The following is a 23,627-nucleotide window of genomic DNA, read 5'->3' as shown; positions in this document are numbered from 1 at the left end:
TTTAAAAATCGAGCAGCTTTTCTTCGAGTTGTTCTGCTGTGCTGCGTAGTTTATCGAGAAAACGGAGTTTACGCACCGTCTCTGCGGCATCGCTCCACGACTCGCCGTCAAGCTGCTCGACCATCGTCTGATGGCGCGAGGTGTACATCGCGGCGACGCGCTTCAGGAACGTTTCCAGCCGGTCGGTATCGCGGGCCTGCTCAATCTCATCCAGCTCTTCGCGCAGCTCAAGCTGCTCCATCAAAAAGGCGGTGTCGCGGACGGTATGCTGCTCGCTGGCGAGATCGAAACCGTGCAGGGAGAGCAGATACTCGGCGCGCAGCAGCGGGTGGCGCAGCGTCTGCCATGCCTGGTTGATGGTCGCGGAGTGTTGGACGGCGGCAAGCTGTTCAGCGGAGGTGCCGCTGGCAAACCGATCGGGGTGATATTGACGTTGCAGATCCTGAAAGCGGGTAGCCAGCGCCTGGGTATCCAGATGATAGCCAGCGGGCAACCCAAAGAGGGTGAAGTAATCCATAACAGTCTCGGGGTTAGGCGGGTTAAAGCAAACCCCACCGCAGAGCAGTGGGGTTGAGTCGTTCAGGCGCGGTTAAACGTGGAAGCTTTCGCCGCAGCCGCACTCATCTTTCACGTTCGGGTTGGTAAACTTAAACCCTTCGTTGAGGCCCTCTTTTACGAAGTCCAGCTGAGTGCCGTTCAGGAACTGCAGGCTTTTGCCATCGACCACGACCTTAACGCCTTTGTCTTCGAACACGGTATCTTCTGCCGCAGGCGCGTCAACAAATTCCAGCACGTAGGCCATACCCGAACAGCCGGAGGTTCTCACCCCCAGGCGCAGGCCAAACCCTTTACCCCGGTTGGCCAGGAAGCTATTTACTCGCGCGGCAGCACTGTCGCTAAGGGTAATCGACATACAGACCTCTGCTCGTTATTTCACGTCACGCTTGCTTTTGTAGTCCGCAATCGCAGCTTTGATTGCATCTTCCGCCAGGATAGAACAGTGGATCTTAACCGGCGGCAGCTCCAGCTCATCGGCGATGTCGGTGTTTTTAATCGCCTGCGCTTCGTCCAGAGATTTACCTTTCACCCACTCGGTCACGAGGGAGCTGGAGGCGATCGCCGAGCCGCAGCCGTAGGTTTTAAAACGCGCGTCTTCAATGATGCCGTCGTTGTTTACTTTGATCTGCAGCTTCATGACGTCGCCACAGGCCGGTGCACCCACCATGCCGCTGCCAACGCTCGCGTCGCTGTTGTCGAAGGAGCCAACGTTGCGCGGGTTTTCGTAGTGATCGATTACTTTTTCGCTATAAGCCATTTTAAATTCTCCTGATGCCGCTACCGATTAATGATGAGACCATTCAATGCTGTTCAGATCCACGCCCTGTTTGAACATCTCCCACAGCGGAGAGAGGTCGCGCAGACGGCCAATGGAGTTGCGAACCAGATTGATGGTGTAGTCAATCTCTTCTTCGGTAGTGAAACGACCTAAAGAGAAACGAATAGAGCTATGTGCCAGCTCGTCGGTCATGCCCAGCGCGCGCAGCACGTAGGATGGCTCGAGGCTTGCAGAGGTACAGGCGGAACCGGAAGAGACCGCGAGATCCTTCAGCGCCATGATCAGCGACTCGCCTTCAACGTAGTTGAAGCTGACGTTGAGGATGTTTGGTGCGCCCTGCTCAAGATCGCCGTTCAGATACACTTCTTCCATATCTTTCACGCCATCCCACAGACGGTTACGCAGCGTACGCAGGCGCGCCATCTCGGTTTCCATCTCTTCTTTGGCGATGCGGTAGGCTTCACCCATGCCGACGATCTGGTGTACAGGCAGCGTACCGGAACGCATACCGCGCTCGTGACCGCCACCGTGCATCTGTGCTTCGATGCGGATACGCGGCTTACGACGCACGTACAGCGCGCCAATCCCTTTCGGACCGTAGATTTTGTGGCCGGAGAAGGACATCAGGTCAACTTTCAGCTGGCTCAGGTCGATAGGCAGTTTGCCCACGCTCTGGGTCGCATCAACGTGGTAGATGATGCCGCGCGCACGGCAGAGTTCGCCGATGGTCGCGATATCCTGTACGACGCCGATTTCGTTGTTCACGTGCATGATAGAAACCAGAATGGTGTCGTCGCGCATGGCGGCTTCCAGCTCTTTCAGGTCAATAATGCCGTTGCTCTGCGGCGCAAGGTAGGTTACTTCAAACCCTTCGCGCTCCAGCTGACGACAGGTGTCCAGCACGGCTTTGTGTTCGGTTTTGCTGGTGATGATGTGCTTGCCCTTTTTCTGATAGAAATTGGCAGCACCCTTGATCGCCAGGTTGTCAGATTCGGTTGCACCGGAGGTGAAAACAATTTCACGCGGGTCAGCGCCAACCAGCTCGGCAATCTGATTACGGGCGATATCAACCGCCTCTTCAGCATGCCAGCCAAAACGGTGTGAACGGGAAGCTGGGTTACCAAAGTTTCCGTCCAGGGTCAGACACTGCATCATCTTCTCGGCAACACGCGGATCCACCGGCGTAGTTGCGGAGTAGTCGAGATAGATCGGTAATTTCATTGCTCTATAAACTCCGTACATCGCTTCAATGCAAGGAACCAGGCAGTCGGCTGGATGTACGGCCGACGTGGCGAAGCTGGCGCTCCGGCCTGGTTCATAAATCTTTTATGGTTTTATTACGCGCGCAGTTTGACGTCGATTGCGTCCTGCGCGCGGGTCGTGCGCTGTGTTTCCTGGCTGTGCTGGCGATCGGATACGTCCATCACTTCCTGGTTATTAACCAGTTCACCGAGGGTGATATTGTTCAGGAAGCCGGTCAGACGATCGCTCAGGTCGCGCCACAGCGCGTGGGTCAGGCACTTATCGCCGCCCTGGCAGCCGCCTTTACCCTGACAGCGGGTCGCGTCTACCGATTCATCAACGGCGCTGATCACTTCGCCAACGGCGATGCTGTTGGCATCTTTACCTAACAGATAACCGCCGCCCGGACCGCGTACGCTGGCCACCAGGCCATTTTTACGCAGGCGGGAGAAGAGCTGCTCCAGATAGGAGAGGGAGATACCCTGACGCTCGGAGATATCAGCCAACGGAACCGGGCCCGATTCAGAGTTGAGCGCAACGTCCAGCATTGCAGTAACGGCATAACGCCCTTTCGATGTCAGTCTCATGTCTTACTTAACCTCAAACTCGCCCCTGCCCGGGGTTGTCGTTATAAAAACAGTGATATAGATGGTCTGTTACATAGCAGGCGCAAGTGTGACATTCCCGACTAAAATGGTCAACTATTTACTTGACTGTTTTAGTCAGGTATTTGGCGTTTTGTGCCGTTTTATTGCTCTTTATTCTTCTGCTCGATCGACGCCAGAATACCGCGCAGAATGTTTAGCTCCTGGCTCTCTGGACGCGCACGGGTAAAGAGTCGGCGCAGCTTGTTCATCACCTGGCCCGGATGATCGGGGCGGATAAAACCGGTTGCCAGCAGGGTCTGCTCAAGGTGGCCGTAGAAGCGCTCCAGGTCATCCACCAGCGGGTAGGCTGTCTCTTCCTCTGCTGGCTCAGCGCCCTCTTCCTGCGCGGCCAGCCAGGCCATGCGCACTTCATAGGCGATAACCTGTACCGCCATCGCCAGGTTCAGCGAGCTGTACTCCGGGTTAGCGGCAATGGCAACGTGATAGTGACACTTCTGCAACTCTTCGTTGGTCAGGCCCACGCGCTCACGGCCAAAGACCAGCGCCACCGGGGCGTGCTGACCTTCGCTAACGCTCTTCAGCCCGCACTCGCGCGGATCGAGCATCGGCCACGGCAGCGTACGGGAGCGAGCGCTGGTCCCGACCACCAGGCTACAGCCCGCCAGCGCGTCGTCGAGGGTATCAACAATCTGCGCGTTACCAATGACGTCGCTGGCACCGGCAGCCAGGGCGATCGCCTGGGAGTCCGGCTTCACCAGCGGGTTAACCAGCCAAAGATTCGTTAAGCCCATGGTTTTCATGGCGCGGGCAACGGAGCCCATGTTGCCGGTATGAGAGGTTTCCACCAGCACGATTCGTATATTTTGCAGCATAGTTTTTCAGCGTCTTAAGAATATTCGCGCATATTAGCATAAAGCAAAGACATAGTCCGAACTCGCTGCTATACTCTGCGCCGTTTTCACCCCGTTCTTTAACATCCAGTGAGAGAGACCGATGCATCCGATGCTGACCATCGCCGTGCGCGCAGCGCGCAAGGCGGGTAATGTAATTGCCAAACACTACGAAACGCCAGATTCTGTTGAAACCAACCAGAAAGGCAGCAATGATTTCGTAACCAACGTTGATAAAGCCGCCGAGGCCGTGATTATCGACACTATCCGCAAATCTTACCCGCAACATACCATTATCACCGAAGAGTCCGGTGAACATGCAGGCGCAGATCAGGATGTACAATGGGTTATCGATCCACTGGATGGCACCACCAACTTTATTAAACGTCTGCCACACTTCTCGGTCTCTATCGCCGTGCGCATTAAAGGCCGCACCGAAGTTGCCGTGGTTTACGATCCAATGCGTAACGAACTCTTCACCGCTACCCGCGGCCAGGGCGCACAGCTCAACGGCTACCGCCTGCGCGGCAGCATCGCTCGCGATCTGGATGGCACCATTCTGGCGACCGGTTTCCCGTTCAAGGCGAAACAGCACGCTAAAGCCTACGTCAACATCGTGGGTAAACTCTTCACCGAGTGCGCTGACTTCCGCCGCACCGGCTCTGCCGCGCTGGATCTGGCCTACGTTGCCGCTGGCCGCGTGGACGGTTTCTTTGAGATCGGCCTGAAGCCGTGGGATTTCGCCGCAGGCGAGCTGCTGGTACGTGAAGCGGGTGGCCTGGTGTGTGACTTCACCGGTAACCACAACTACATGATGAGCGGTAACCTGGTCGCCGGTAACCCGCGCGTGGTGAGAGCCATGCTGGCGAACATGCGTGATGAACTGAGCGAAGCGCTGAAGCGTTAATCATCATAGCTAACGCCGGATGGCGCTACGCTTATCCGGCCTACAGGTAAATGTAGGCCGGATAATAATATTAAAATGGTCGTAATCCCCTTCCGACCGGCACCGCACTCAGCCACATCACCGCCGCCGCCGTTACCAGAATCACACCCCCGGCCAATGCCAACGTTAACCAGCCCACCTGCTGCCACAGCACCGGCGTTTTATTGCCGCTCAGCCTGACCGCCAGCTGCCGAAAGCTATGCACCAGCAAGGCCAGGGTCGAGATGGTCAGCGAGGTGCCTGCCGCCATCGCCATCGCCGACGCCACTCCCCAGCTAAATACGCCGATCACCTTACTGAACAGCAGAACCATGATCGCCCCCGAACAGGGCCGCATCCCCATCGACAGAATAATCATCAGCCGTGCGCGCCAGTCATCGCTACGTGTGAGCTGCTCCGGCGTGGGCAAGTGCTGATGCCCGCAGCCGCAGTGGGCATCATGCACATGGTGGGGCGTAAAGGATCTAAACTGCGGCCTGCGCAGGAGAAGGCGCAGCTTTTTCAGCGCTCGCCAGCAGAGCAGCAGCCCCAGCACGCCCACCAGGGCGTAACTCCCCTTCTCCAGCCAGTAGCTGCTCAAATGCAGCTGACGGGCAGGCAGCTGGAGCAGAGTCAGCACGACCACGACCAGCGCGATGGCTACCAGCCCCTGGAGCAGCGACGAGGCCAGGGTCAGGCCAATACTCGATTTCAGCTTTGAAGGGTGGGTGGCGAGCCAGGTGGTTATCACCACTTTACCGTGGCCCGGCCCGAGAGCATGCAGCACCCCATAGAGAAAGCTAAACAGCAGCAACGCCCCACCCGCCCGGGTCGGATCCGCCGCTACGCCTTTCAACAGGGCGCTCATCTGCTGGTTAACCTCCCGCTGCCAGCCCGCGCTCTCCAGCATGATCCGCGGCCAGGCGTGCCACAGCTCTATCCCACCCGCTACCGCACAAAGCAGCAGCAGGGCCAGCGGCCAGAGCGAACGCCAGCGGGGCGCGCTTCTCATCTGACTTAACATCACTCTTTGCACTCCAGGGTCACGGTCTGGGCAAACTGCTTGCCGAGATCCATATCCTCCGGCGGAGCGTCCTCTTTATCCAGCGACTGGGCGAAGGCTAACGTATCTTCACCTGGCGTCGGCGTATGCAACTCAGCTTTACAGCGCTTCTGCATATCGGCGGACAGCGTAACGTCGCCCTTATCCTGATAGGTCATATCGACATAGTAGGTGGGGTCGAAGGTGGAGAAGGTATAGCGCTGCCCGGCCAGCGGCTGCGGCGTGGCCAGCGGCAGAGTAAAGGTCAACACCGCCTGGTGATCGACCCGGGACATGCCGTAGTGGCTGGGCCGGTTGAGAAACTTTACCCGCTGACCGTTGTGCCAGACCTCGGTGAAGTAGTGCTGCCCCAGCACGTTGGCCATCACCTCCGCCGCCAGCTTTTTCCACACCGGCGACTCCGGCTTTGCATCACCGGCGTCGTACAGTAGATCGGCTGAGGTGATCTCATCCATCGTCCAGCGCATGTTGAGCGCCACCAGCTGACCGCCCTCCACCACCGGCTCGGTTTGCAGACGAATAAAGCTATGGGGGTGAGCCAGCGCGGGAAGCGATAAAAACGCGAAAACCAGCGCGCCAGCGTACTGTTTGACTGTTTGCATGTGTTCCTTACGAGAAAAATTCTGTGACGCCCTCCGGCATTCCTGAGGGAAAGCCCGCCAGGGGGGCTTCCGCCGCCGTATCCTTTAGCTATTCTTATCGAAACCCCTAACTGGAATCCAGCAGATGACAACCGTAACGATACCGCCATCTGTGCTCTCCAGTTCACAACGCCGCTGTCATGTACTCCTAATGCTCGCCCTGCCGGGACAAACGGTGACACCAGATATGCTCGGCAAGCTGAACAACGTGGACGGCACAGTCACCCGGCAAGATATTGCCGACACGGGTCATGAGATCCAGCGCTACCATCGGCTGAGTATTGCCGCGCAGCAGGATGGCAGCTATCGCATTGAGGGCACGGCGCTCGACCAGCGTCTCTGTCTCGTTCACTGGCTCAAGCGCGCCATTCGTCTCTGCCCCAATTTTGTTAGCGCTCACTTTACCCCTGCGCTAAAAAATGCCCTTAAGCAGCAGGGTATCGCCAGAACACTGTATGACGATACTAACCTGCACGCCCTGATTAATCTCTGCTCCCGTCGCCTCCAGCGGCAGTTTGAGCAGCGGGATATTCAGTTTCTCCGTCTCTATTTACAGTATTGCCTGCTTGCACACCAGCTTGGCTTTACGCCTGCCTTTGCGCCCCTGCAGCAAGCCTGGGCCGAAGCGCGGGCAGAGTATCTGGTTGCCCAGGAGATTATTCGCCACTGGCAGCGTCGGGTCGTGCCAATCCCGCACGTGAGCGAGCATCTCTTCCTGGCGGTGCTGTTTATGCTGCTGCGCACGCCGGACCCAATCCGCGACAGCCACCAGCAGGATACCCGGCTGCGAGAAGCCATCCGGAAGACCATCGAGCGCTTTCGCGCCCTCTCCGGCATGGACTTTAGCGATGAGCAGGGGCTAACCGATCAGCTCTATATCCATCTGGCGCAGGCGCTGAACCGCAGCCTGTTTGGCATCGGGATCGATACCAGCCTGACGGAGGAGATAACTCTGCTCTACCCACGGCTGATGCGTACCACCCGCGAGGCGCTGATCTGTCTTGAAGAGGAGTATAACCTCTGCTTTACCCATGAGGAGGCGGGACTGGTGGCGGTGATCTTTGGCGCGTGGCTGATGCAGGAGAGCGATCTGCACGAGAAGCAGGTGGTTCTGCTGACCGACGACGCCCCCGAGCGGGAGCGCGCCATTGAGGAGCAGCTGCGCGAGCTGACGCTGCTGCCGCTGAATATCAAGTACTTGCCGCTCGCCACCTTCCAGCAGGAGGGCGCTCCGCGTGAGGCAGCCCTGATTGTAACGCCTTACGTGACACCGCTGCCGCTCTTCTCTGCCCCGCTGATCCATGCGGTGATAACCCTGAGCGAGCAGCAGCAGCGACATATTCGCGACATGCTGGAGTCTTAGGCCCGGGCGGCAACGCCGGGCCGGACGAAAATGGCGGGCAGCGCGACCAGCGCCATCACCCAGAACACGCCCTGATGCAGATGCTGGAACAGGAAGCCGGCAAAGATAGTCATTACCGCGATGCTGCCCCCCATCGCTACCGCCGAATAGACGGCCTGCAGGCGGATCACCTCGCTCCCCTGACGGGCAGCAATGTAGCGCATCGCCGCCAGATGGCAGACGGTGAAGGTCCCGCAGTGCAACACCTGAACCAGCAGCAGCCACGGCAACGCCGTGGTCCAGCCCATCAATGCCCAGCGCACAACGCCACATACCGCCGAGAGCAGGAGCAGATCGCGCGCGCTCCAGCGGCGGAACAGGCGATTGCTCAGCGCAAAGATAATCACCTCCGCTACCACGCCCAGCGACCAGAGGTAGCCCACCGTTGAGGCGGAGTAGCCCGCCTCCTGCCAGTAGATGGCGCTGAAGCCGTAGTAGGCGGCGTGCGCCCCCTGCAGCAGCGAAACGCAGGCAAGAAAGCGCCCGTTCTGACGGATCAGTCCACGCCACGCGGACCAGCCAGCGGTGGCCTGCGCCCGGCTCTCCCCGAGGGGCATCACCGACGGACGCAGCAGCATCCCGAGCAGCATGGAGATCGTTCCCAGGGTGAGCATCGCCAGGATTGCCCGGTAGTCGAAGAGGCTGACCAGCTTGCCGGTCAGCGCCGAGCCAATCACAAAAGCCACCGATCCCCACAGGCGCACCCGGCCATAGTCCATGACGATCTGCTTTTGCCAGGTGTTGGCCAGCGCATCGGTGAGCGGTACCAGCGGTGAAAAGAAGAGGTTAAAGCCGATAATAATTACCATCAGCCAGCCAACGTGGTTTCCGGCCCAGAAGGCCAGGGCAAACAGCAGCGTCAGCAGGGCCAGCACGCGCAGGGCGAACACCAGCCGGGAGGGATCGGTGACTCGGGGAGCAATAGTCAGGCTGCCGAGAAAGCGCGCCACCAGCCCGGCTCCCAGCAGCAGGCCGATGGTCTCCGGCGTCAGGCCGGTGCCCTTGAGCCAGACGCTCCAGAAAGGTAAAAAGATGCCGTAGCTGAAAAAGTAGGTAAAGTAGCTTAGCGCCAGCCAGCGCGTGGAATGCAAAACCATGAATCCCTCCCGTTTTGGAGGCGTTAGTCTGGCGTTAAAAGCGATCGGGTGCAATTTGCTTGTCACGGTTCAGCTCACATATCTGCAACTTGATGAGCGACAAAAAGAGGTAAAACGGGGAAAACCCAGGCCTTACTTAAGGTAAATGATAATAAATTGTTAATATTAAGTTATATTTAATCATCTTTTTAACAAAATAATCCATTAATAACGTACTGATATTATCATTATTTAACCTAATTTTAACTTTAAATTATCCATTAATTTACATTAATGGGCATCGGTCACATTTAAAAATTCTGCGATACGTTTCCCCTTCCCTTCATTGCTAATCTTCTCTCCGTGACATGCCTCGGCCCCTACAAAAGGTATAACTATGAAATTCAAACTCGCATTACTCAGCGCAGCTCTGGTTTCTGCATGCATGGTGTCCGGTACCTCGGTTGCAGCGGAGAAATATGAAATTGCCGTGGTCGCGAAGGTGACCGGCATTCCGTGGTTTAACCGTATGGAAACCGGCGTCAACGAGGCAGCGAAAAAGCTCGACGTCAACGCTTACCAGACAGGCCCCTCTACGCCGGATCCGGCCCAGCAGGTGAAGGTGATTGAGGATCTGATCGCCAAAAACGTTAACGCCATTATCGTGGTGCCTAACGACGCTAAAGTGCTGGAGCCGGTGCTGAAAAAAGCGCGCGATAAGGGCATCGTGGTGCTGACCCATGAGTCACCGGATCAGCAGATTGGCCAGTGGGATATTGAAACCATCGACAGCGAGAAGTATGCCCAGGCCAACGTCGATGAGCTGGCGAAAGACATGGGCGGCAAAGGCGGCTACGCCATTTACGTTGGCTCCCTGACGGTGCCGCTGCATAACGCCTGGGCCGATTACGCCATTAAATACCAGAAAGAGAAATACCCGGACATGTTTGAGGTGACCTCGCGCCTGCCGGTGGCGGAGAGCATCGATAAGTCCTACTCCACCACGCTGGACCTGATGAAAACCTATCCGCAGATGAAAGGGGTGATTGGCTTCGGCTCCCTCGGCCCTATCGGTGCGGGCCAGGCGGTGCAGAAGAAACGGGCGAAAGAGAAAGTGGCCGTGGTGGGTATCGCCATGCCAGCCCAGGCCGCACCTTATCTGATGCGCGGCGATATCAAAAAAGCGCTGCTGTGGGATCCAAAGGATGCGGGCTATGCGTTGGTGACCGTTGCCGACCAGCTGCTGAAGGGTAAAGAAGTGACATCCGATCTGAGCATCGATGGTTTAGGGAAAGCCGATGTCGACATGGAGAAGAAGGTGATCCGCTTTAACAAGATCCTCGAAGTCACCAAAGATAACGCACAGTCGCTCGGTTTCTAAGGCTCTCCGCCTACACCAGGGAACCTCAACGCCGGCCGTCTGGCCGGCACACTCGTACAGAATGACTTAAGCGCCCAAACGGGCGCTCGCAGGGGTATTGTCCATGGCCGACACCACCGCATTTATCACTCTTGAGAATATCAGCAAGCAATTCCCGGGCGTGCTGGCGCTGGATAACGTGAACCTGACGCTACAGAAAGGCGAAGTTCACTGTCTGGCAGGGCAGAACGGCTGCGGTAAGAGCACCATTATTAAAGTGATCTCCGGCGTCTATCACCCGGAAAAAGGGGCGCAGATCCAGCTCGACGGCAAACTGTTCCACCATCTGACCCCGCAGCTCTCCGCCCACTACGGCATTCAGGTTATCTACCAGGATCTGTCGCTCTTTCCCAACTTCAGCGTGGCGGAGAACATTGCCGTTAACCGCTATCTGCCGGGGGGCGACGTTTGGGTTCGACGCGGCGCAATGCGCAAGCAGGCGCTGGCCGCGATGCAGCGGATCGGCGTCAGCATCGATCCCGATAAAAAAGTGGAGAAGCTCTCCATTGCCGACCGCCAGCTGGTGGCGATTTGCCGCGCTATCGCCGCCGACGCCCGGCTGGTGATTATGGATGAGCCGACCGCCTCCCTCACCCGCCAGGAGGTTAACGGCCTGCTGCGGGTGGTCAACGAACTGAAAGCCGCCGGGATCTGCGTGGTATTCGTTAGCCACCGTCTCGACGAAGTGATGGAGGTAGCGGACCGCATCAGCGTCATGCGCGACGGCAAGCTGGTGGGCACCTACCCAGCAAGCCAGCTCGACAGCCACGAGCTGGCGTTCCTGATGACCGGCCAGCGTTTTCACTACAGCCCGCTGCCGGAAAAGCCCTCTGCCGATCAGGAGCCGATGCTGGAGCTGCGTAACTTAAGCCGCCGGGGTAAATACCAGAACATCAACCTGTCGCTGCGCAGCGGCGAGATCGTCTCCATCGTAGGCCTGCTGGGCGCCGGGCGAACCGAGCTGTGTCTAAGCCTGTTTGGCATGACCCACCCGGAGAGCGGGGAGATGCGCATCAACGGCAAGCCGGTCACCCTGCGCAACAACCATGACGCCATTAAGCACGGGATCGGCTACGTCTCGGAGGATCGCCTGACCCAGGGTCTGATCATGGAGCAGTCGATCTACGATAACACCATCGTCACGGTGTACGACAAGCTGCATACCCGTAGCGGCATGCTGGATCACGACAAGGCGAAAAAGCTGGTCGCCGATCTGATCCGTAACCTGAATATTAAGGTCTCCGATCCGCAGCTGCCGGTGAAAACCCTCTCCGGCGGTAACGCCCAGCGAATCGCCATCGCGAAATGGGTGGCGACCGATCCGCGCATCCTGATCCTCGACTCGCCCACCGTCGGGGTGGATATCGCCAATAAAGAGGGGATCTACCAGATCGCCCGCGATCTGGCGGAACAGGGGATGGCGGTGCTGATGATCTGCGATGAGATCCCGGAAGCCTATTACAACAGCCACCGCGTGCTGGTCATGCGCCGCGGCAAGCTGGTCGCAGAGTTTAATCCGCATCGTTGTACTGAACAGGAGATTGCTGAAGTGGTTGAGGTGATCCATGAATAACAGACTTTCCCGCCTGGCCGGGCAACATGAGTTCTGGCTTGGGCTGCTGGTGGTGGCGCTGGCCGTCGGACTGAGCGTCAGCACGGACGAATTTTTCTCGCTGGGCAACCTGACGGACGTCGCCACCAGCTATGCCATTCTCGGGATCCTCGCCTGCGGCCTGTTCGTGGTGCTGATCTCCGGTGGGATCGACATCTCCTTCCCGGCCATGACCGCCATTGCCCAGTATGCCATGGCAAGCTGGGTCATTGCCCACGGCGGTAACTTCGCCCTCGCGCTGGCGCTGGCGATGGTCGTCGGGCTGCTGCTCGGGCTGATCAACGGATTCCTGGTCTACTGGCTACGGGTTCCGGCGATCATCATCACCATCGCCACGCTCAACGTCTACTACGGCCTGCTGGTGTACGCCACCAAAGGGACCTGGCTGTACGGCTTCCCGGACTGGTTTATGAACGGCATCAACTGGCTGTCGTTCACCGCCGCCGACGGCTATGACTACGGTCTTACCCTCCCCCTGCTCTGCCTGGCCGCGGTCATTATTTTCACCGCCGTGCTGATGAACTTTACCCGCCTTGGCCGCCAGATTTACGCCATGGGCGGCAACCGCGACGCGGCCTCACGCCTGGGGCTGAATCTGGTGAAGCTGCACTTCTACGTCTACGGCTACATGGGCATTCTCGCCGGGGTTGCCGCCGTGGTGCAGGCGCAGATCACCCAGTCCGTTGCCCCCAACTCGCTGCTCGGTTATGAGCTGACGGTGCTGGCGGCGGTGGTGCTGGGCGGGACCAGCATGAGCGGCGGACGCGGGACCTTAACCGGCACGCTGCTTGGGGTCGTCCTGCTGGCCTTTTTGCAGAACGGCCTGACGCTGCTGAGCGTCTCCTCTTACTGGCACACCGTATTCAGCGGCGTCATTATCCTGGTCAGCATCAGCGCCACGGCCTGGAATGAAAAACGCAAACTCGCAAGGGAGCTTTGAAATGAAAGCCATCGCACGACTTCTACCCGGTGATGCCATCATCCGTCTGCAGTGCGTGATTATTATCGTCGTCGCCGTGGTCTTCTCGGCGCTGCTCGGCAGCCGCTTCTTCAGCGCCGCTAACTTCCAGTCCATCAGCTCCCAGCTGCCGATCCTGGGCATGCTGGCGTTGGGAATGGGCATCACCATGCTCACCGGCGGCATCAACCTGTCGATTATCGCCGGGGCCAACGCCTGCTCGCTGGTGATGGCGGCGGTGATCGTCAGCCATCCGGACAATCCGCTGTTTCTGGCGCTGGCCCTGCTGGCCGGGGCGGCGGTCGCGGTGGCGATCGGCACGCTGAACGGGGCGCTGATCGCCTGGGTGGGGGTGTCACCTATCCTCGCTACGCTCGGCACCATGACGCTGATCTCCGGCCTCAATATTCTGCTCTCTAACGGGACGGTGATCTCCGGTTTCCCGGCGGCGATCCAGTTCCTGGGTAACGCCACCGTTGTCGGTATCCCTGTGGCGCTGCTGCTCTTTTTAGGGGTAGCAGTGCTGCTGTGGGTACTGCTGGAGCACACCACTCTTGGGCGCAGCCTCTACCTGGTTGGCTCCAACGAACAGGCCACGCGCTACAGCGGCGTGAATACCGTGCGCGTGCAGATTGCGGTGTACGTCATCTCCGCCCTGCTCGGCTGGGCCGCCGCCATTTTGATGATGGCAAAATTTAACTCGGCGAAGGCGGGCTACGGCGAGTCCTATCTGCTGGTGACCATTCTTGCCTCGGTGCTCGGCGGCATTAACCCCGACGGCGGTTTTGGCCGCATCGTCGGCCTGGTGCTGGCCCTCATCGTGCTGCAGATGCTGGAAAGTGGCTTTAACCTGCTGGGGATCAGCAGCTATCTGACAATGGCGCTGTGGGGCGCAGTGCTGATCCTCTTTATCGCATTACAGAATCGTAAAGCCTGATTTCAGGAGAAACAAATTATGGCGAGTTACTTCATTGGTGTAGATGTAGGGACAGGGAGCGCCCGGGCGGGCGTGTTTGATCTTAACGGCAGAATGGTCAGCCAGGCCAGCCGGGCCATTGAAATGTATCGTCCGCAGGCTGATTTCGTTGAGCAGTCCTCCGACAATATCTGGCAGATGGTGTGCAACGCGGTACGCGATGCGGTCAACCAGGCGGACATCAATCCTATTCAGGTTAAGGGGCTGGGTTTCGACGCCACCTGCTCGCTGGTAGTGCTGGATAAAGAGGGTAAGCCGCTGACCATTAGCCCCTCCGGGCGCAGCGAGCAGAACATTATCGTCTGGATGGATCACCGGGCCATTACCCAGGCCGATCGCATCAACGCCCTGCATCACCGGGTGCTGGACTACGTCGGGGGGATCATCTCCCCGGAGATGCAGACTCCGAAGCTGCTGTGGCTGAAGCAGCACATGCCGAACACCTGGGCTAATGCGGGCTACTATTTTGACCTGCCTGATTTCCTGACCTGGCGCGCCACGGATGACGACACGCGCTCGCTCTGCTCTACCGTCTGCAAATGGACCTATATGGGCCACGAGGATAAGTGGGACGGGAGCTACTTCCGGCAGATTGGGCTGGAGGATCTGCTCGAGCACGACGCGGAGAAGATTGGCCGCTACGTTAAAACCATGGGTGAACCGCTCGGCCACGGCCTGACGCAGCGCGCCGCCAGCGAGATGGGGCTGATCCCCGGCACGGCGGTGAGCGTGTCAATAATCGATGCCCATGCGGGTACTCTCGGTACCCTGGGAGCCAGCGGCGTCTCTGGCGAAGTGGCGGACTTCGACCGCCGCGTCGCGCTGATTGGTGGCACCTCGACGGGCCACATGGCGATCTCTCAGCAGCCGCGCTTTATCGGCGGCGTCTGGGGCCCTTATTACTCGGCGGTTCTGCCGGACTACTGGCTTAACGAGGGCGGCCAGTCGGCGACCGGGGCGCTAATCGACCATATTATTCAGTCTCATCCCTGCTACGAAACCCTGCTGGCGCAGGCGAAAACCCAGGGGCAGACCATCTATGAAGTGCTTAATGCGCTGCTGCGCAAGATGGCCGGCGAGCCGGAGAATATCGCTTTCCTGACCCGCGATATCCATATTCTGCCCTACTTCCACGGCAACCGCTCACCGCGGGCCAATCCGACGCTAACCGGCGTCATTAGCGGCCTGAAGCTCTCCCGTACGCCGGAGGATATGGCTCTGCACTATCTGGCGACCATCCAGGCGATTGCCCTCGGTACCCGGCATATTATTGAGACCATGAACCAAACTGGCTACACCATTGACACCATCATGGCCAGCGGCGGCGGCACCAAGAACCCGATCTTCGTGCAGGAGCACGCTAACGCCACCGGCTGCGCCATGCTGCTGCCGGAGGAGAGCGAAGCGATGCTGCTCGGCGGCGCAATGATGGGTACGCTTGCGGCGGGCGTTTTTGAAACCTTCCCGGAGGCGATGTCGGCTATGAGCCGAATCGGTAAGACCGTGACGCCGCAGACCAACAAGATCAAGCAGTACTATGACCGCAGGTACAAGGTGTTCCATGCGATGTACGAAGATCACATGAAGTACCGCCAGCTGATGCAGGAGGAAGCATGAGTTCATCGTGGCAGCAGGCAACCGCCGCCTGGGGTATCTATAGCGAAGCGCTGGCCGGACTCGGTCAGCACCTCAGCGAGCCGCAGTGGGAGGCGCTGCTGGCTGAACTGCGCGGCTGCAAAGGCAAGATTGTGGTAACGGGTGTGGGCACTTCCGGCATTGCAGCGCGTAAAATAGCCCATATGCTGGCCTGCGTGGAGCGCCCGGCGATCTACCTGAACGCCACCGATGCGGCCCACGGCGATCTGGGTTTTTTACGCGCTGACGATCTGATGATTATGCTCTCCCGCGGCGGTAACTCCGACGAGCTAACGCGACTGCTGCCTGGACTTGCGGCCCGCAGCGTGCCGCTGGTCAGCGTGACCGAGAATGCCGATTCAGCGATTGCTCGCGCCTCCCGGCTGGTGATCTCCACCGGCGTACAGCGCGAGATCGATCCGCTGAATATGCTGGCAACCACCTCCATCGTGCTGGCGCTGGCGATTTTTGATGCCGCCTGCGCCTGCCTGATGAGCGAGAGTGGGTATTCAAAAGAGAGTTTGCTGGCGGTGCATCCCGGCGGCGACGTGGGCGTTACGCTGCGCAGCGAGCAATGAAACGCCCGGCGGCGCGATGTTTGCCGGGCCTACAGGCTAGTGCAACATCTGACGAAAAAAAGGCCGCATCAGCGGCCTTTTTTCACATCCAGCAAGGATTATGCGTAAACCGGGAAGCGGGCGCAGATATCCAGCACTTTCTGTTTGGTGCTTTCAATGACAGCTTCGTCATTGATGTTGTCCAGCACGTCGCACATCCAGCCAGCCAGCTCTTTCACTTCCGCTTCTTTAAAGCCGCGGCGCGTTACAGCCGGAGAACCGATACGGATACCGGACGTCACAAACGGGCTCTTCGGATCGTTCGGCACGCTGTTTTTGTTCACGGTGATGTTGGCGCGGCCCAGGGCAGCGTCAGCTTCTTTACCGGTCAGGTTCTTATCAACCAGATCCAGCAGGAACAGGTGGTTTTCAGTACCGCCAGAGACCACTTTGTAGCCACGGTTCAGGAACACTTCAACCATTGCTTTGGCGTTTTTAGCAACCTGCTGCTGGTAAACCTTGAACTCTGGCTCCATCGCTTCTTTCAGCGCAACCGCTTTTGCCGCGATAACGTGCATCAGCGGGCCGCCCTGTGCGCTTGGGAACACAGCGGAGTTCAGCTTCTTGTACAGCTCTTCGCTGCCGCCCTTCGCCAGGATCAGACCGCCGCGTGGGCCCGCCAGCGTTTTGTGGGTGGTGGTGGTGACAACGTGCGCGTGCGGAACCGGGTTCGGGTAAACGTCTGCGGCAATCAGACCCGCAACGTGCGCCATATCAACGAACAGGTAAGCACCGATGCTGTCGGCGATTTCACGCATTTTTGCCCAGTCGACCACGCCGGAATAAGCAGAGAAGCCACCGATGATCATCTTCGGCTTGTGCTCTTTAGCCTGCTTCGCCATGTCTTCGTAATCAATTTTACCGGACTCATCAATACCGTAAGGGATGATGTTGTACAGTTTGCCGGAGAAGTTAACCGGGGAGCCGTGAGTCAGGTGGCCGCCCTGCGCCAGGTTCATACCCAGAACGGTATCGCCCGGTTGCAGCAGCGCGGTGTAGACCGCGAAGTTAGCCTGGGAGCCAGAGTGCGGCTGCACGTTCGCGTAGTCTGCACCAAACAGCGCTTTTGCACGATCGATAGCCAGCTGCTCAACCACGTCGACGTATTCACAGCCGCCGTAGTAGCGCTTGCCCGGGTAGCCTTCGGCATATTTGTTGGTCAGCTGAGAACCCTGAGCCTGCATAACGCGCGGGCTAGTGTAGTTTTCGGAGGCGATCAGCTCAATGTGCTCTTCCTGACGTACTTTCTCTTGCTCCATCGCCTGCCACAGTTCGGCATCATAATCGGCAATGTTCATTTCACGCTTTAACATCCGCATCTCCTGACTCAGCTAACGGTAATTTTCAATGGCCCTCGGGGCAACGGCGACCAGTATAACCGATCCATTTTCTGATAACAGGTCTTGACATGCGTTTTTACGCAAACGATTGGCTCCGCGTGGCGCAAGGGTTTGTCGTGCAAGAACCCGCCTCCAGAATCACGATTTCTTTTCAGGTTTATCGTGCAAATTTTTCATGACATTTCAACGCAGCGGAAATACGCTATTAACCATTTACAATACAGGGGAACTTTTATAAGATGTATTTAAAATACAACTTATAGAAATAATCATTAAGGAAAAGGCAATGCTCGACGCTCAAACTATCGCAACCGTGAAGTCTACTATCCCCCTGCTTGTCGAAACTGGTCCGAAACTGACGGCGCATTTCTATGACCGCATGTTTAAGCATAATCCGGAGCTGAAAGAGATTTTCAACATGAGCAACCAGCGCAACGGCGACCAACGCGAAGCGCTGTTTAATGCTATTGCCGCCTATGCCAGCAATCTTGAGAATCTCCCGGCGCTGCTGCCTGCGGTGGAGAAGATCGCTCAGAAGCACACCAGCTTCCAAATCAAACCTGCCCAGTACAACATTGTCGGTGAACATCTGCTGGCAACCCTTGATGAGCTTTATAGTCCGGGTCAGGAGGTGCTGGAGGCGTGGGGTAAGGCCTACGGCGTGCTGGCGAGCGTGTTTATCAACCGCGAAGCCGAGCTGTATGAAGCCCACGCTACGCAGCCTGGCGGCTGGGAAGGCACCCGCGCCTTCCGCATCGTGGCGAAAACGCCGCGCAGCGCGCTGATTACCAGCATTGAATTTGAGCCGGTCGACGGCCAGCCGGTAGCCGAGTACCGTCCGGGCCAGTATCTCGCCGTCTGGCTGAAGCCGGAGGGTTTCCCGCACCAAGAGATCCGCCAGTACTCCCTGACCCGCAAGGCCGATGGCAAAGGGTATCGCATCGCCGTGAAGCGTGAGCAAGGCGGTCAGGTCTCTAACTGGTTGCACAATGAAGCGCGCGTGGGCGACGTGGTCCAGCTGGCTTCCCCGGCGGGTGACTTCTTCCTCGACGTGCCTCCGCACGCCCCGGTGACCCTGATCTCCGCAGGCGTAGGTCAAACGCCGATGCTGGCGATGCTGGACACCCTCGCCAGCGCGCAGCATGCAGGCCAGGTGAACTGGTTCCATGCGGCAGAGAGCGGCGAGGTACACGCCTTTGAGGATGAAGTTGCCGCCCTGGGCAGCAAGCTGCCGCGATTCCAGGCACATACCTGGTATCGTATCCCGACTGCAGAAGATCGTAGCGCAGCGCGCTTTAATAGCGAAGGGCTGATGGATTTAAGCAAGCTAGAGGGTGCGTTTAGCGATCCGACGATGCAGTGCTATCTCTGCGGCCCGGTCGCCTTTATGCAGTTCGCGGCGAAGCAGCTGATCGCCCTGGGCGTTGATGCCGATCGCATCCACTATGAGTGCTTCGGTCCGCACAAGGTCTTATAAGATCTCGCTTACCCCAGCCCGCGCAAGGGGGCTGGGGTAAGCCTGGGGACAATCATGCGGGCTATCAGATAGCCGCGTCGTCCTCTTCGCCGGTACGGATACGGACTACGCGCGCCACGTCGAAAACGAAAATCTTACCGTCACCGATTTTACCGGTCTGCGCCGTGCGGATAATGGTATCCACGCAGGTATCGACGATATCATCGGTCACCACGATCTCAATTTTTACCTTCGGCAGAAAATCCACCATGTACTCCGCGCCACGATACAGCTCGGTGTGGCCCTTCTGGCGACCAAAGCCTTTCACCTCGGTGACGGTCATCCCGGTAATGCCGACCTCAGCCAGCGCTTCACGCACATCATCCAGCTTGAAAGGTTTAATAATCGCATCAATCTTTTTCACGGTGATCCCCTAATTCTTTTGCCTGTCAGCAGCGTCGTAATCGATTGCTCACACTACCATATTTCACGTGCGTGTGTGGCCTACTCTTTAAAGTCGTTTGCGTCCAGCTCGTGACGTGAAAGCAGCTTATAAAACTCGGTGCGGTTACGCCCGGCCATGCGCGCCGCATGCGTCACGTTACCCTTGGTGATCTGCAGCAGCTTGCGCAGATAGTTAAGTTCGAACTGGTTCCGGGCGTCGGCAAAAGTGGGCAGCGCGGTGTTCTCCCCCTCCAGTGCCTGCTCCACCAGCGCATCGCTGATCACCGGCGAGGAGGTGAGCGCCACACACTGCTCGATGACGTTCACCAGCTGGCGCACGTTACCCGGCCAGGAGGCGGTCATCAGACGCTTCATGGCGTCGGTAGAGAAGGCCCGCACAAACGGCTTATGCCGGCTGGCGGCCAGCCGCAGCAGGTGATTGGCCAGCAGCGGGATATCCTCTGCCCGCTCTACCAGCGCCGGGATCTTCAGGCTGACCACGTTCAGGCGATAAAAGAGATCTTCCCGAAACTCGCCGCGCTCCATCGCCTTGGGCAGATCGCGGTGGGTGGCGGAGATAATGCGCACGTCAATATCGATATCACGATTGCTGCCCAGCGGACGCACCTTGCGCTCCTGCAATACGCGCAGCAGCTTGACCTGGAGCGGGATGGGCATATCGCCAATCTCATCGAGAAACAGCGTGCCGCCCTCCGCCGCCTGGAACAGCCCTTCCCGGCTGCTGACCGCGCCGGTAAACGCCCCGCGCGCGTGACCAAACAGCTCTGACTCCAGCAGCTGTTCCGGCAGCGCGCCGCAGTTGATGGCGATAAAGGCTTTTTTGCCGCGCGGGCTGGCGTTGTGGATCGCCTGGGCGAGGATCTCCTTGCCGGTTCCGCTCTGACCGCTGATCAGCACGCTGACGTCAGACTGGGCTACCATGTGGGCCTGCTCCAGCAGGCGCAGCATCACCGGGCTGCGGGTGATGATATTCTCCCGCCACGCCTCATCGCTGGCGGGCGCGGCGTGCTCCAGCGCATCGTCGATGGCCTTATAGAGTGCGTCTTTATCCACCGGCTTGGTGAGAAAGCCAAATACCCCGCGCTGGGTGGCGGCAACGGCGTCGGGAATGGAGCCGTGGGCGGTAAGGATAATCACCGGCATGCCCGGCTGGACGCGCTGGATCTCGGCAAAGAGCTGCATGCCATCCATCTCGTCCATACGCAGATCGCTGATCACCAGATCGACCTTCTCCCGCGCCAGCACGCGCAGCCCCTCCTGGCCGCTTTCGGCAGTCACAACGCTATAGCCCTCGCTGGTCAGGCGCAGGCCCAGCAGCTTTAGCAGGCCGGGATCGTCATCCACCAGCAGCAGATGGGCAGGTTTATGCGGCGTCATGGCTTAACATCCTCCTGTTGAGCATCCGGCTGCGCCGGACGGGTGCTGTCGGGGATCTCCGTCCCACCGGGTTTGCGTGTTGAGAGCCGCCGCTCAATATCGGTCAGGGTTTCCAGCTTACGCGAGGTGGTCTCCAGCTCCTCGCGCAGATGCTGCTGCTGCTGACGTAGCGCCTCCAGATCGCTGTCCCGCGACTGCTGGAGTTTGGCATAGCGCGAGCGCTCCTCCGCCAGCTGGAGCTGCGTCGCCTGGCCGTCGCGCCAGACCTGGAACAGCGTCCGGACCTGCATCGGCAGCTGTGGGCTGAGGGTGTCCATCCGCGTGGTAAAGGCGCGTCTCTCCAGCGGGGTGATTTTGGCATTGGCCAGCAAAATGCCGCGCTTGAAGGTAGCCTGCCAGGTATCATCAGGCCAGCGCTTAGCTTCGGCGCGCGCCATCACCGGTGAGAGGCGCTCCGCGCAATCCATGCCGCGCAGCCAGTAGAGCGGATTCGACTCCACGGCCTGCCCGGTCAGCGACCAGACGTTATCGCAGGGCGTTGACAGAAAATCAGCCAGCTGACGCTGGGGGAGCTTCTCTTCCTGAACTTTATTAACCGGCTTAACGGGAGCGTCCGGTGCGCAGCCCGCCAGCAGCAGGCATGTTAAGCCGACAGGCAACGCGGAATGCGGCGAAATCATTTTCACAACGCGACTCAAAATATGCGACATAGTTACCTGATATAGGTTCAATTAGCTTTTATCCGATCCAGCCAGCGGCAGCTCAATGCGAAAACAGACGCCCGATTCGTCGCTGGTGACCAGCTGCAGTTCACCCTGCATGCGCAGAATACACTCCCTGGCGATGCTCAGCCCCAGCCCGCTGCCTTTTACCGCGCCTTTACGCTGGTGGCTTCCCTGATAAAAAGGTTCGAAAATCATCTCACGCTCGGCCTGCGGAATGGGCGAACCGGTATTGGCGACGTCTATCCGCAGGCGCGTGCCGTGCGGATAGCTACGAATAAGAATGTTACCGGATTCAGTGCCATAGTGCACCGCGTTAGAGTAGAGATTATCCAGCACGCTCAGTAACAGTACCGGCTCCGCCAGACAGCTCTCCGCCTTCAGCGCGACCTCCGTATGCATCATTTTAGCCCGTGCCGGTAAACTGTGAGCGGAGATCACCGTCTCGATCAGCGGCGCAATGGCGACGGTCTCCAGCTCCACGGCCCCATCGGCAAGTTTGCGGTTGTAATCCAGCAGCTGCTCGATCAGCTTTTGCAGATTGCGGCTGCTGCCATCCAGAATATCCACCACCTCTTTTTGCTCCGCCGTCAGCGGCCCCACCACCTCGTCGGCCAGCAGCTCGGTGCCTTCCCGCATGCTGGCCAGCGGGGTTTTCAGTTCGTGGGAGATATGGCGCAGAAACTGGTGGCGCTGGGACTCCAGCCACGCCAGGCGCTCGCTGAGCCAGATGATGCGCTCGCCAACAGAGCGTAGCTCGCGCGGCCCCTTAAAGGCCACCCGGCTGTTCAGCGACTGCCCTGCCCCCAGCCGGTTGATCATCCGTTCAATCCCTTTTACTGGGCCGATGATCATGCGGGTAAAGAGCAGCACTAGCGCCAGGCTAACCAGGAACAGCAGCAGCGCCTGCCAGCCAAAGAACTGGCCGCGGGCGGCGATCTCCTGCTGAAGCTGCTGTCCGCGGTTAAACACCACCTTGCGGGTGGTCTGCACCATCTCGGTATTGGCGGCGGCGAAAGCTTCAAGGCTGGTCGAGGCCGCCTGCGTGGGGCCGCTGTTGTGACACTGCAGCTGGGCAAGGGCGTTCAGATCCTCCCGCAGCGCCTGGTAGAGTCGCTCATTCGGCAGCACGTCAGCATGGGCATCAAGCATGTCGCTGTAGCGTTTGCGCTGGCTCTGGTAGACCCGCGCCAGGGTGGGATCGTCAAGCACGCAGTACTGCCGATAGCTGCGCTCCATCTCCAGCGCTGCGTTGGTCATCGCCTCGCTGCGACGGGCGTCGATAAGCGTGGTGCGGTTGGTGCGTGCCGCCTGGGCACTAAGCGTATTCAGGCTTTGCCACGCCTGCCAGGCCAGTACCAACAGCGGCAGCAGAACCAGCAAGAACGCCATGATGACAAGCTGTCGCAGGGAGCGGGGAAATGCAGGCCAGCGTTTCAACGCGTTGCTCTCGTAAGAAAGGATTTAACGGAATGCTAACTGAGGATGAGGGATGGGGAAAGGCCAAAAATAATAAAGCCGGGTAAAAACCCGGCATTATCATGGAATAGGCGGTGCCTTACTCGACGTTTCGCCCCGGGCCTGAAATAGCAACGCTATGATCAGAAGTGAGACGGCAGGCACCTGTTTGTGCGTCATTCCAGGGTTTATGTAGCGCGTCCCGAAGGGGCTGACATAAGAAGGTGAATGAGCCACTGCGTTATTATATGCACAAGTTATGCCAATGTACATTATTAATACATAACTCACTGTTTATATAGCTATTTATTATTTTGTGAAGTGCATCATTTTTGCATTTTTTTTAAGCAAAGTGTCGCTAATTAGCAACACCCCGCAGCGATCAAAAATAAGTCATTTAAAATCAAT

23 protein-coding genes are annotated in these 23,627 nt (G+C 58.4%); 9 read left to right on the top strand and 14 right to left on the bottom strand.

The features are described from left to right. Window position 1: 1 nt before the first annotated feature. From hscB to trmJ, 6 genes are all read right to left on the bottom strand, one after another. On the bottom strand, window positions 2-517 hold the full coding sequence (gene hscB, locus RTP97_RS08045) for a co-chaperone HscB (protein WP_312412466.1): 516 nt from the start codon (window positions 515-517) through the stop codon (window positions 2-4). 72 nt (window positions 518-589) lie between these two features. Then, complete coding sequence (iscA, locus tag RTP97_RS08040) at window positions 590-913, bottom strand: iron-sulfur cluster assembly protein IscA (protein ID WP_042389045.1); 324 nt, start codon at window positions 911-913, stop codon at window positions 590-592. 15 nt (window positions 914-928) lie between these two features. Beyond that, window positions 929-1,315: a Fe-S cluster assembly scaffold IscU gene (gene iscU / locus RTP97_RS08035; RefSeq protein ID WP_312212716.1), complete on the bottom strand. Its 387-nt coding sequence runs from the start codon at window positions 1,313-1,315 to the stop codon at window positions 929-931. A 27-nt stretch (window positions 1,316-1,342) separates the two neighbouring features. Next, window positions 1,343-2,557: a cysteine desulfurase gene (iscS, locus tag RTP97_RS08030; protein WP_103818853.1), complete on the bottom strand. Its 1,215-nt coding sequence runs from the start codon at window positions 2,555-2,557 to the stop codon at window positions 1,343-1,345. 116 nt (window positions 2,558-2,673) lie between these two features. Next, entirely contained in the window at window positions 2,674-3,165 is a 492-nt protein-coding gene (gene iscR / locus RTP97_RS08025) for a Fe-S cluster assembly transcriptional regulator IscR (protein WP_103818852.1), read from the bottom strand. Window positions 3,166-3,326: 161 nt separating this feature from the next. Beyond that, window positions 3,327-4,058, bottom strand: coding sequence for a tRNA (cytosine(32)/uridine(32)-2'-O)-methyltransferase TrmJ (trmJ, locus tag RTP97_RS08020; protein WP_312212722.1), 732 nt, complete (start codon window positions 4,056-4,058; stop codon window positions 3,327-3,329). Window positions 4,059-4,179: 121 nt separating this feature from the next. Between trmJ and suhB the strand changes: the two genes are divergently transcribed. Continuing rightward, entirely contained in the window at window positions 4,180-4,983 is an 804-nt protein-coding gene (suhB, locus tag RTP97_RS08015) for an inositol-1-monophosphatase (RefSeq protein WP_312412457.1), read from the top strand. Between the two features lie 70 nt (window positions 4,984-5,053). On the opposite strand, the gene RTP97_RS08010 is transcribed toward suhB, so the two are convergent. Both RTP97_RS08010 and RTP97_RS08005 read right to left on the bottom strand, forming a co-directional pair. After that, window positions 5,054-6,025 (bottom strand): nickel/cobalt transporter, encoded by a 972-nt coding sequence (locus tag RTP97_RS08010; protein ID WP_312412454.1) that lies wholly within the window; start codon window positions 6,023-6,025, stop codon window positions 5,054-5,056. Then, on the bottom strand, window positions 6,025-6,666 hold the full coding sequence (locus tag RTP97_RS08005; protein WP_312412451.1) for a DUF1007 family protein: 642 nt from the start codon (window positions 6,664-6,666) through the stop codon (window positions 6,025-6,027). The genes RTP97_RS08010 and RTP97_RS08005 overlap by 1 nt, the downstream gene beginning before the upstream one ends. Before the next feature lie 124 nt (window positions 6,667-6,790). Here RTP97_RS08005 and csiE point away from each other — a divergent pair, with 124 nt between their 5' ends. Beyond that, entirely contained in the window at window positions 6,791-8,068 is a 1,278-nt protein-coding gene (gene csiE, locus RTP97_RS08000) for a stationary phase inducible protein CsiE (RefSeq protein WP_312412448.1), read from the top strand. Here csiE and RTP97_RS07995 read toward each other — a convergent pair. Then, on the bottom strand, window positions 8,065-9,204 hold the full coding sequence (locus tag RTP97_RS07995; protein ID WP_312412445.1) for a 3-phenylpropionate MFS transporter: 1,140 nt from the start codon (window positions 9,202-9,204) through the stop codon (window positions 8,065-8,067). The two genes, csiE and RTP97_RS07995, sit on opposite strands and share 4 nt — an antisense overlap. 376 nt (window positions 9,205-9,580) lie before the next feature. On the opposite strand from RTP97_RS07995, the gene RTP97_RS07990 reads away from it, so the two are divergent. The 6 genes from RTP97_RS07990 (at window position 9,581) to RTP97_RS07965 (ending at window position 16,362) form a co-directional block, all read left to right on the top strand. Continuing rightward, a complete protein-coding gene (locus RTP97_RS07990) occupies window positions 9,581-10,564 on the top strand; it encodes an autoinducer 2 ABC transporter substrate-binding protein (protein ID WP_312412442.1) in 984 nt (327 codons plus the stop codon). Window positions 10,565-10,667: 103 nt separating this feature from the next. Then, entirely contained in the window at window positions 10,668-12,176 is a 1,509-nt protein-coding gene (locus tag RTP97_RS07985; protein ID WP_312412440.1) for a sugar ABC transporter ATP-binding protein, read from the top strand. After that, the gene (locus RTP97_RS07980) at window positions 12,169-13,155 is read left to right on the top strand and encodes an ABC transporter permease (RefSeq protein WP_312412437.1); all 987 of its coding nucleotides are present in this window, start codon (window positions 12,169-12,171) and stop codon (window positions 13,153-13,155) included. Before RTP97_RS07985 ends, RTP97_RS07980 begins: the two co-directional genes overlap by 8 nt. A gap of 1 nt (window position 13,156) precedes the next feature. Beyond that, window positions 13,157-14,110, top strand: coding sequence for an ABC transporter permease (locus tag RTP97_RS07975; RefSeq protein WP_312412434.1), 954 nt, complete (start codon window positions 13,157-13,159; stop codon window positions 14,108-14,110). Between the two features lie 18 nt (window positions 14,111-14,128). Next, on the top strand, window positions 14,129-15,766 hold the full coding sequence (locus RTP97_RS07970) for an FGGY-family carbohydrate kinase (protein WP_312412431.1): 1,638 nt from the start codon (window positions 14,129-14,131) through the stop codon (window positions 15,764-15,766). Next, complete coding sequence (locus RTP97_RS07965; protein ID WP_312412428.1) at window positions 15,763-16,362, top strand: SIS domain-containing protein; 600 nt, start codon at window positions 15,763-15,765, stop codon at window positions 16,360-16,362. The genes RTP97_RS07970 and RTP97_RS07965 overlap by 4 nt, the downstream gene beginning before the upstream one ends. A gap of 98 nt (window positions 16,363-16,460) precedes the next feature. On the opposite strand, the gene glyA is transcribed toward RTP97_RS07965, so the two are convergent. Then, window positions 16,461-17,714 carry a serine hydroxymethyltransferase gene (gene glyA / locus RTP97_RS07960; protein ID WP_312412426.1) on the bottom strand — a complete coding sequence of 418 codons (1,254 nt, stop codon included), beginning with the start codon at window positions 17,712-17,714 and terminating at the stop codon, window positions 16,461-16,463. Window positions 17,715-18,027: 313 nt separating this feature from the next. Here glyA and hmpA point away from each other — a divergent pair, with 313 nt between their 5' ends. Next, window positions 18,028-19,218: an NO-inducible flavohemoprotein gene (hmpA, locus tag RTP97_RS07955; protein ID WP_312412423.1), complete on the top strand. Its 1,191-nt coding sequence runs from the start codon at window positions 18,028-18,030 to the stop codon at window positions 19,216-19,218. A gap of 64 nt (window positions 19,219-19,282) precedes the next feature. On the opposite strand, the gene glnB is transcribed toward hmpA, so the two are convergent. From glnB to qseE, 4 genes are all read right to left on the bottom strand, one after another. Further along, window positions 19,283-19,621, bottom strand: coding sequence for a nitrogen regulatory protein P-II (gene glnB, locus RTP97_RS07950; RefSeq protein ID WP_002438074.1), 339 nt, complete (start codon window positions 19,619-19,621; stop codon window positions 19,283-19,285). Window positions 19,622-19,701: 80 nt separating this feature from the next. Further along, on the bottom strand, window positions 19,702-21,039 hold the full coding sequence (gene glrR / locus RTP97_RS07945; RefSeq protein ID WP_312412420.1) for a two-component system response regulator GlrR: 1,338 nt from the start codon (window positions 21,037-21,039) through the stop codon (window positions 19,702-19,704). Beyond that, window positions 21,036-21,770 (bottom strand): two-component system QseEF-associated lipoprotein QseG, encoded by a 735-nt coding sequence (gene qseG / locus RTP97_RS07940; RefSeq protein ID WP_312412418.1) that lies wholly within the window; start codon window positions 21,768-21,770, stop codon window positions 21,036-21,038. Before qseG ends, glrR begins: the two co-directional genes overlap by 4 nt. After that, window positions 21,771-23,201 (bottom strand): two component system sensor histidine kinase QseE/GlrK, encoded by a 1,431-nt coding sequence (gene qseE, locus RTP97_RS07935; RefSeq protein WP_312412416.1) that lies wholly within the window; start codon window positions 23,199-23,201, stop codon window positions 21,771-21,773. Window positions 23,202-23,627 lie beyond the last annotated feature (426 nt).

Source organism: Pseudescherichia sp. (genome assembly GCF_031998825.1).
Lineage (GTDB): Bacteria > Pseudomonadota > Gammaproteobacteria > Enterobacterales > Enterobacteriaceae > Pseudescherichia.
The sequence above is the reverse complement of the archived record's forward strand: the minus strand, read 5'-3'. Positions and strand labels throughout refer to the sequence as shown.

Coding starts and splice junctions, on each gene's coding strand:
- hscB (WP_312412466.1), bottom strand. CDS start 517: ATGGATTACTTCACCCTCTTTGGGTTGCCCGCTGGCTATCATCTGGAT.
- iscA (WP_042389045.1), bottom strand. CDS start 913: ATGTCGATTACCCTTAGCGACAGTGCTGCCGCGCGAGTAAATAGCTTC.
- iscU (WP_312212716.1), bottom strand. CDS start 1,315: ATGGCTTATAGCGAAAAAGTAATCGATCACTACGAAAACCCGCGCAAC.
- iscS (WP_103818853.1), bottom strand. CDS start 2,557: ATGAAATTACCGATCTATCTCGACTACTCCGCAACTACGCCGGTGGAT.
- iscR (WP_103818852.1), bottom strand. CDS start 3,165: ATGAGACTGACATCGAAAGGGCGTTATGCCGTTACTGCAATGCTGGAC.
- trmJ (WP_312212722.1), bottom strand. CDS start 4,058: ATGCTGCAAAATATACGAATCGTGCTGGTGGAAACCTCTCATACCGGC.
- suhB (WP_312412457.1), top strand. CDS start 4,180: ATGCATCCGATGCTGACCATCGCCGTGCGCGCAGCGCGCAAGGCGGGT.
- RTP97_RS08010 (WP_312412454.1), bottom strand. CDS start 6,025: ATGTTAAGTCAGATGAGAAGCGCGCCCCGCTGGCGTTCGCTCTGGCCG.
- RTP97_RS08005 (WP_312412451.1), bottom strand. CDS start 6,666: ATGCAAACAGTCAAACAGTACGCTGGCGCGCTGGTTTTCGCGTTTTTA.
- csiE (WP_312412448.1), top strand. CDS start 6,791: ATGACAACCGTAACGATACCGCCATCTGTGCTCTCCAGTTCACAACGC.
- RTP97_RS07995 (WP_312412445.1), bottom strand. CDS start 9,204: ATGGTTTTGCATTCCACGCGCTGGCTGGCGCTAAGCTACTTTACCTAC.
- RTP97_RS07990 (WP_312412442.1), top strand. CDS start 9,581: ATGAAATTCAAACTCGCATTACTCAGCGCAGCTCTGGTTTCTGCATGC.
- RTP97_RS07985 (WP_312412440.1), top strand. CDS start 10,668: ATGGCCGACACCACCGCATTTATCACTCTTGAGAATATCAGCAAGCAA.
- RTP97_RS07980 (WP_312412437.1), top strand. CDS start 12,169: ATGAATAACAGACTTTCCCGCCTGGCCGGGCAACATGAGTTCTGGCTT.
- RTP97_RS07975 (WP_312412434.1), top strand. CDS start 13,157: ATGAAAGCCATCGCACGACTTCTACCCGGTGATGCCATCATCCGTCTG.
- RTP97_RS07970 (WP_312412431.1), top strand. CDS start 14,129: ATGGCGAGTTACTTCATTGGTGTAGATGTAGGGACAGGGAGCGCCCGG.
- RTP97_RS07965 (WP_312412428.1), top strand. CDS start 15,763: ATGAGTTCATCGTGGCAGCAGGCAACCGCCGCCTGGGGTATCTATAGC.
- glyA (WP_312412426.1), bottom strand. CDS start 17,714: ATGTTAAAGCGTGAAATGAACATTGCCGATTATGATGCCGAACTGTGG.
- hmpA (WP_312412423.1), top strand. CDS start 18,028: ATGCTCGACGCTCAAACTATCGCAACCGTGAAGTCTACTATCCCCCTG.
- glrR (WP_312412420.1), bottom strand. CDS start 21,039: ATGACGCCGCATAAACCTGCCCATCTGCTGCTGGTGGATGACGATCCC.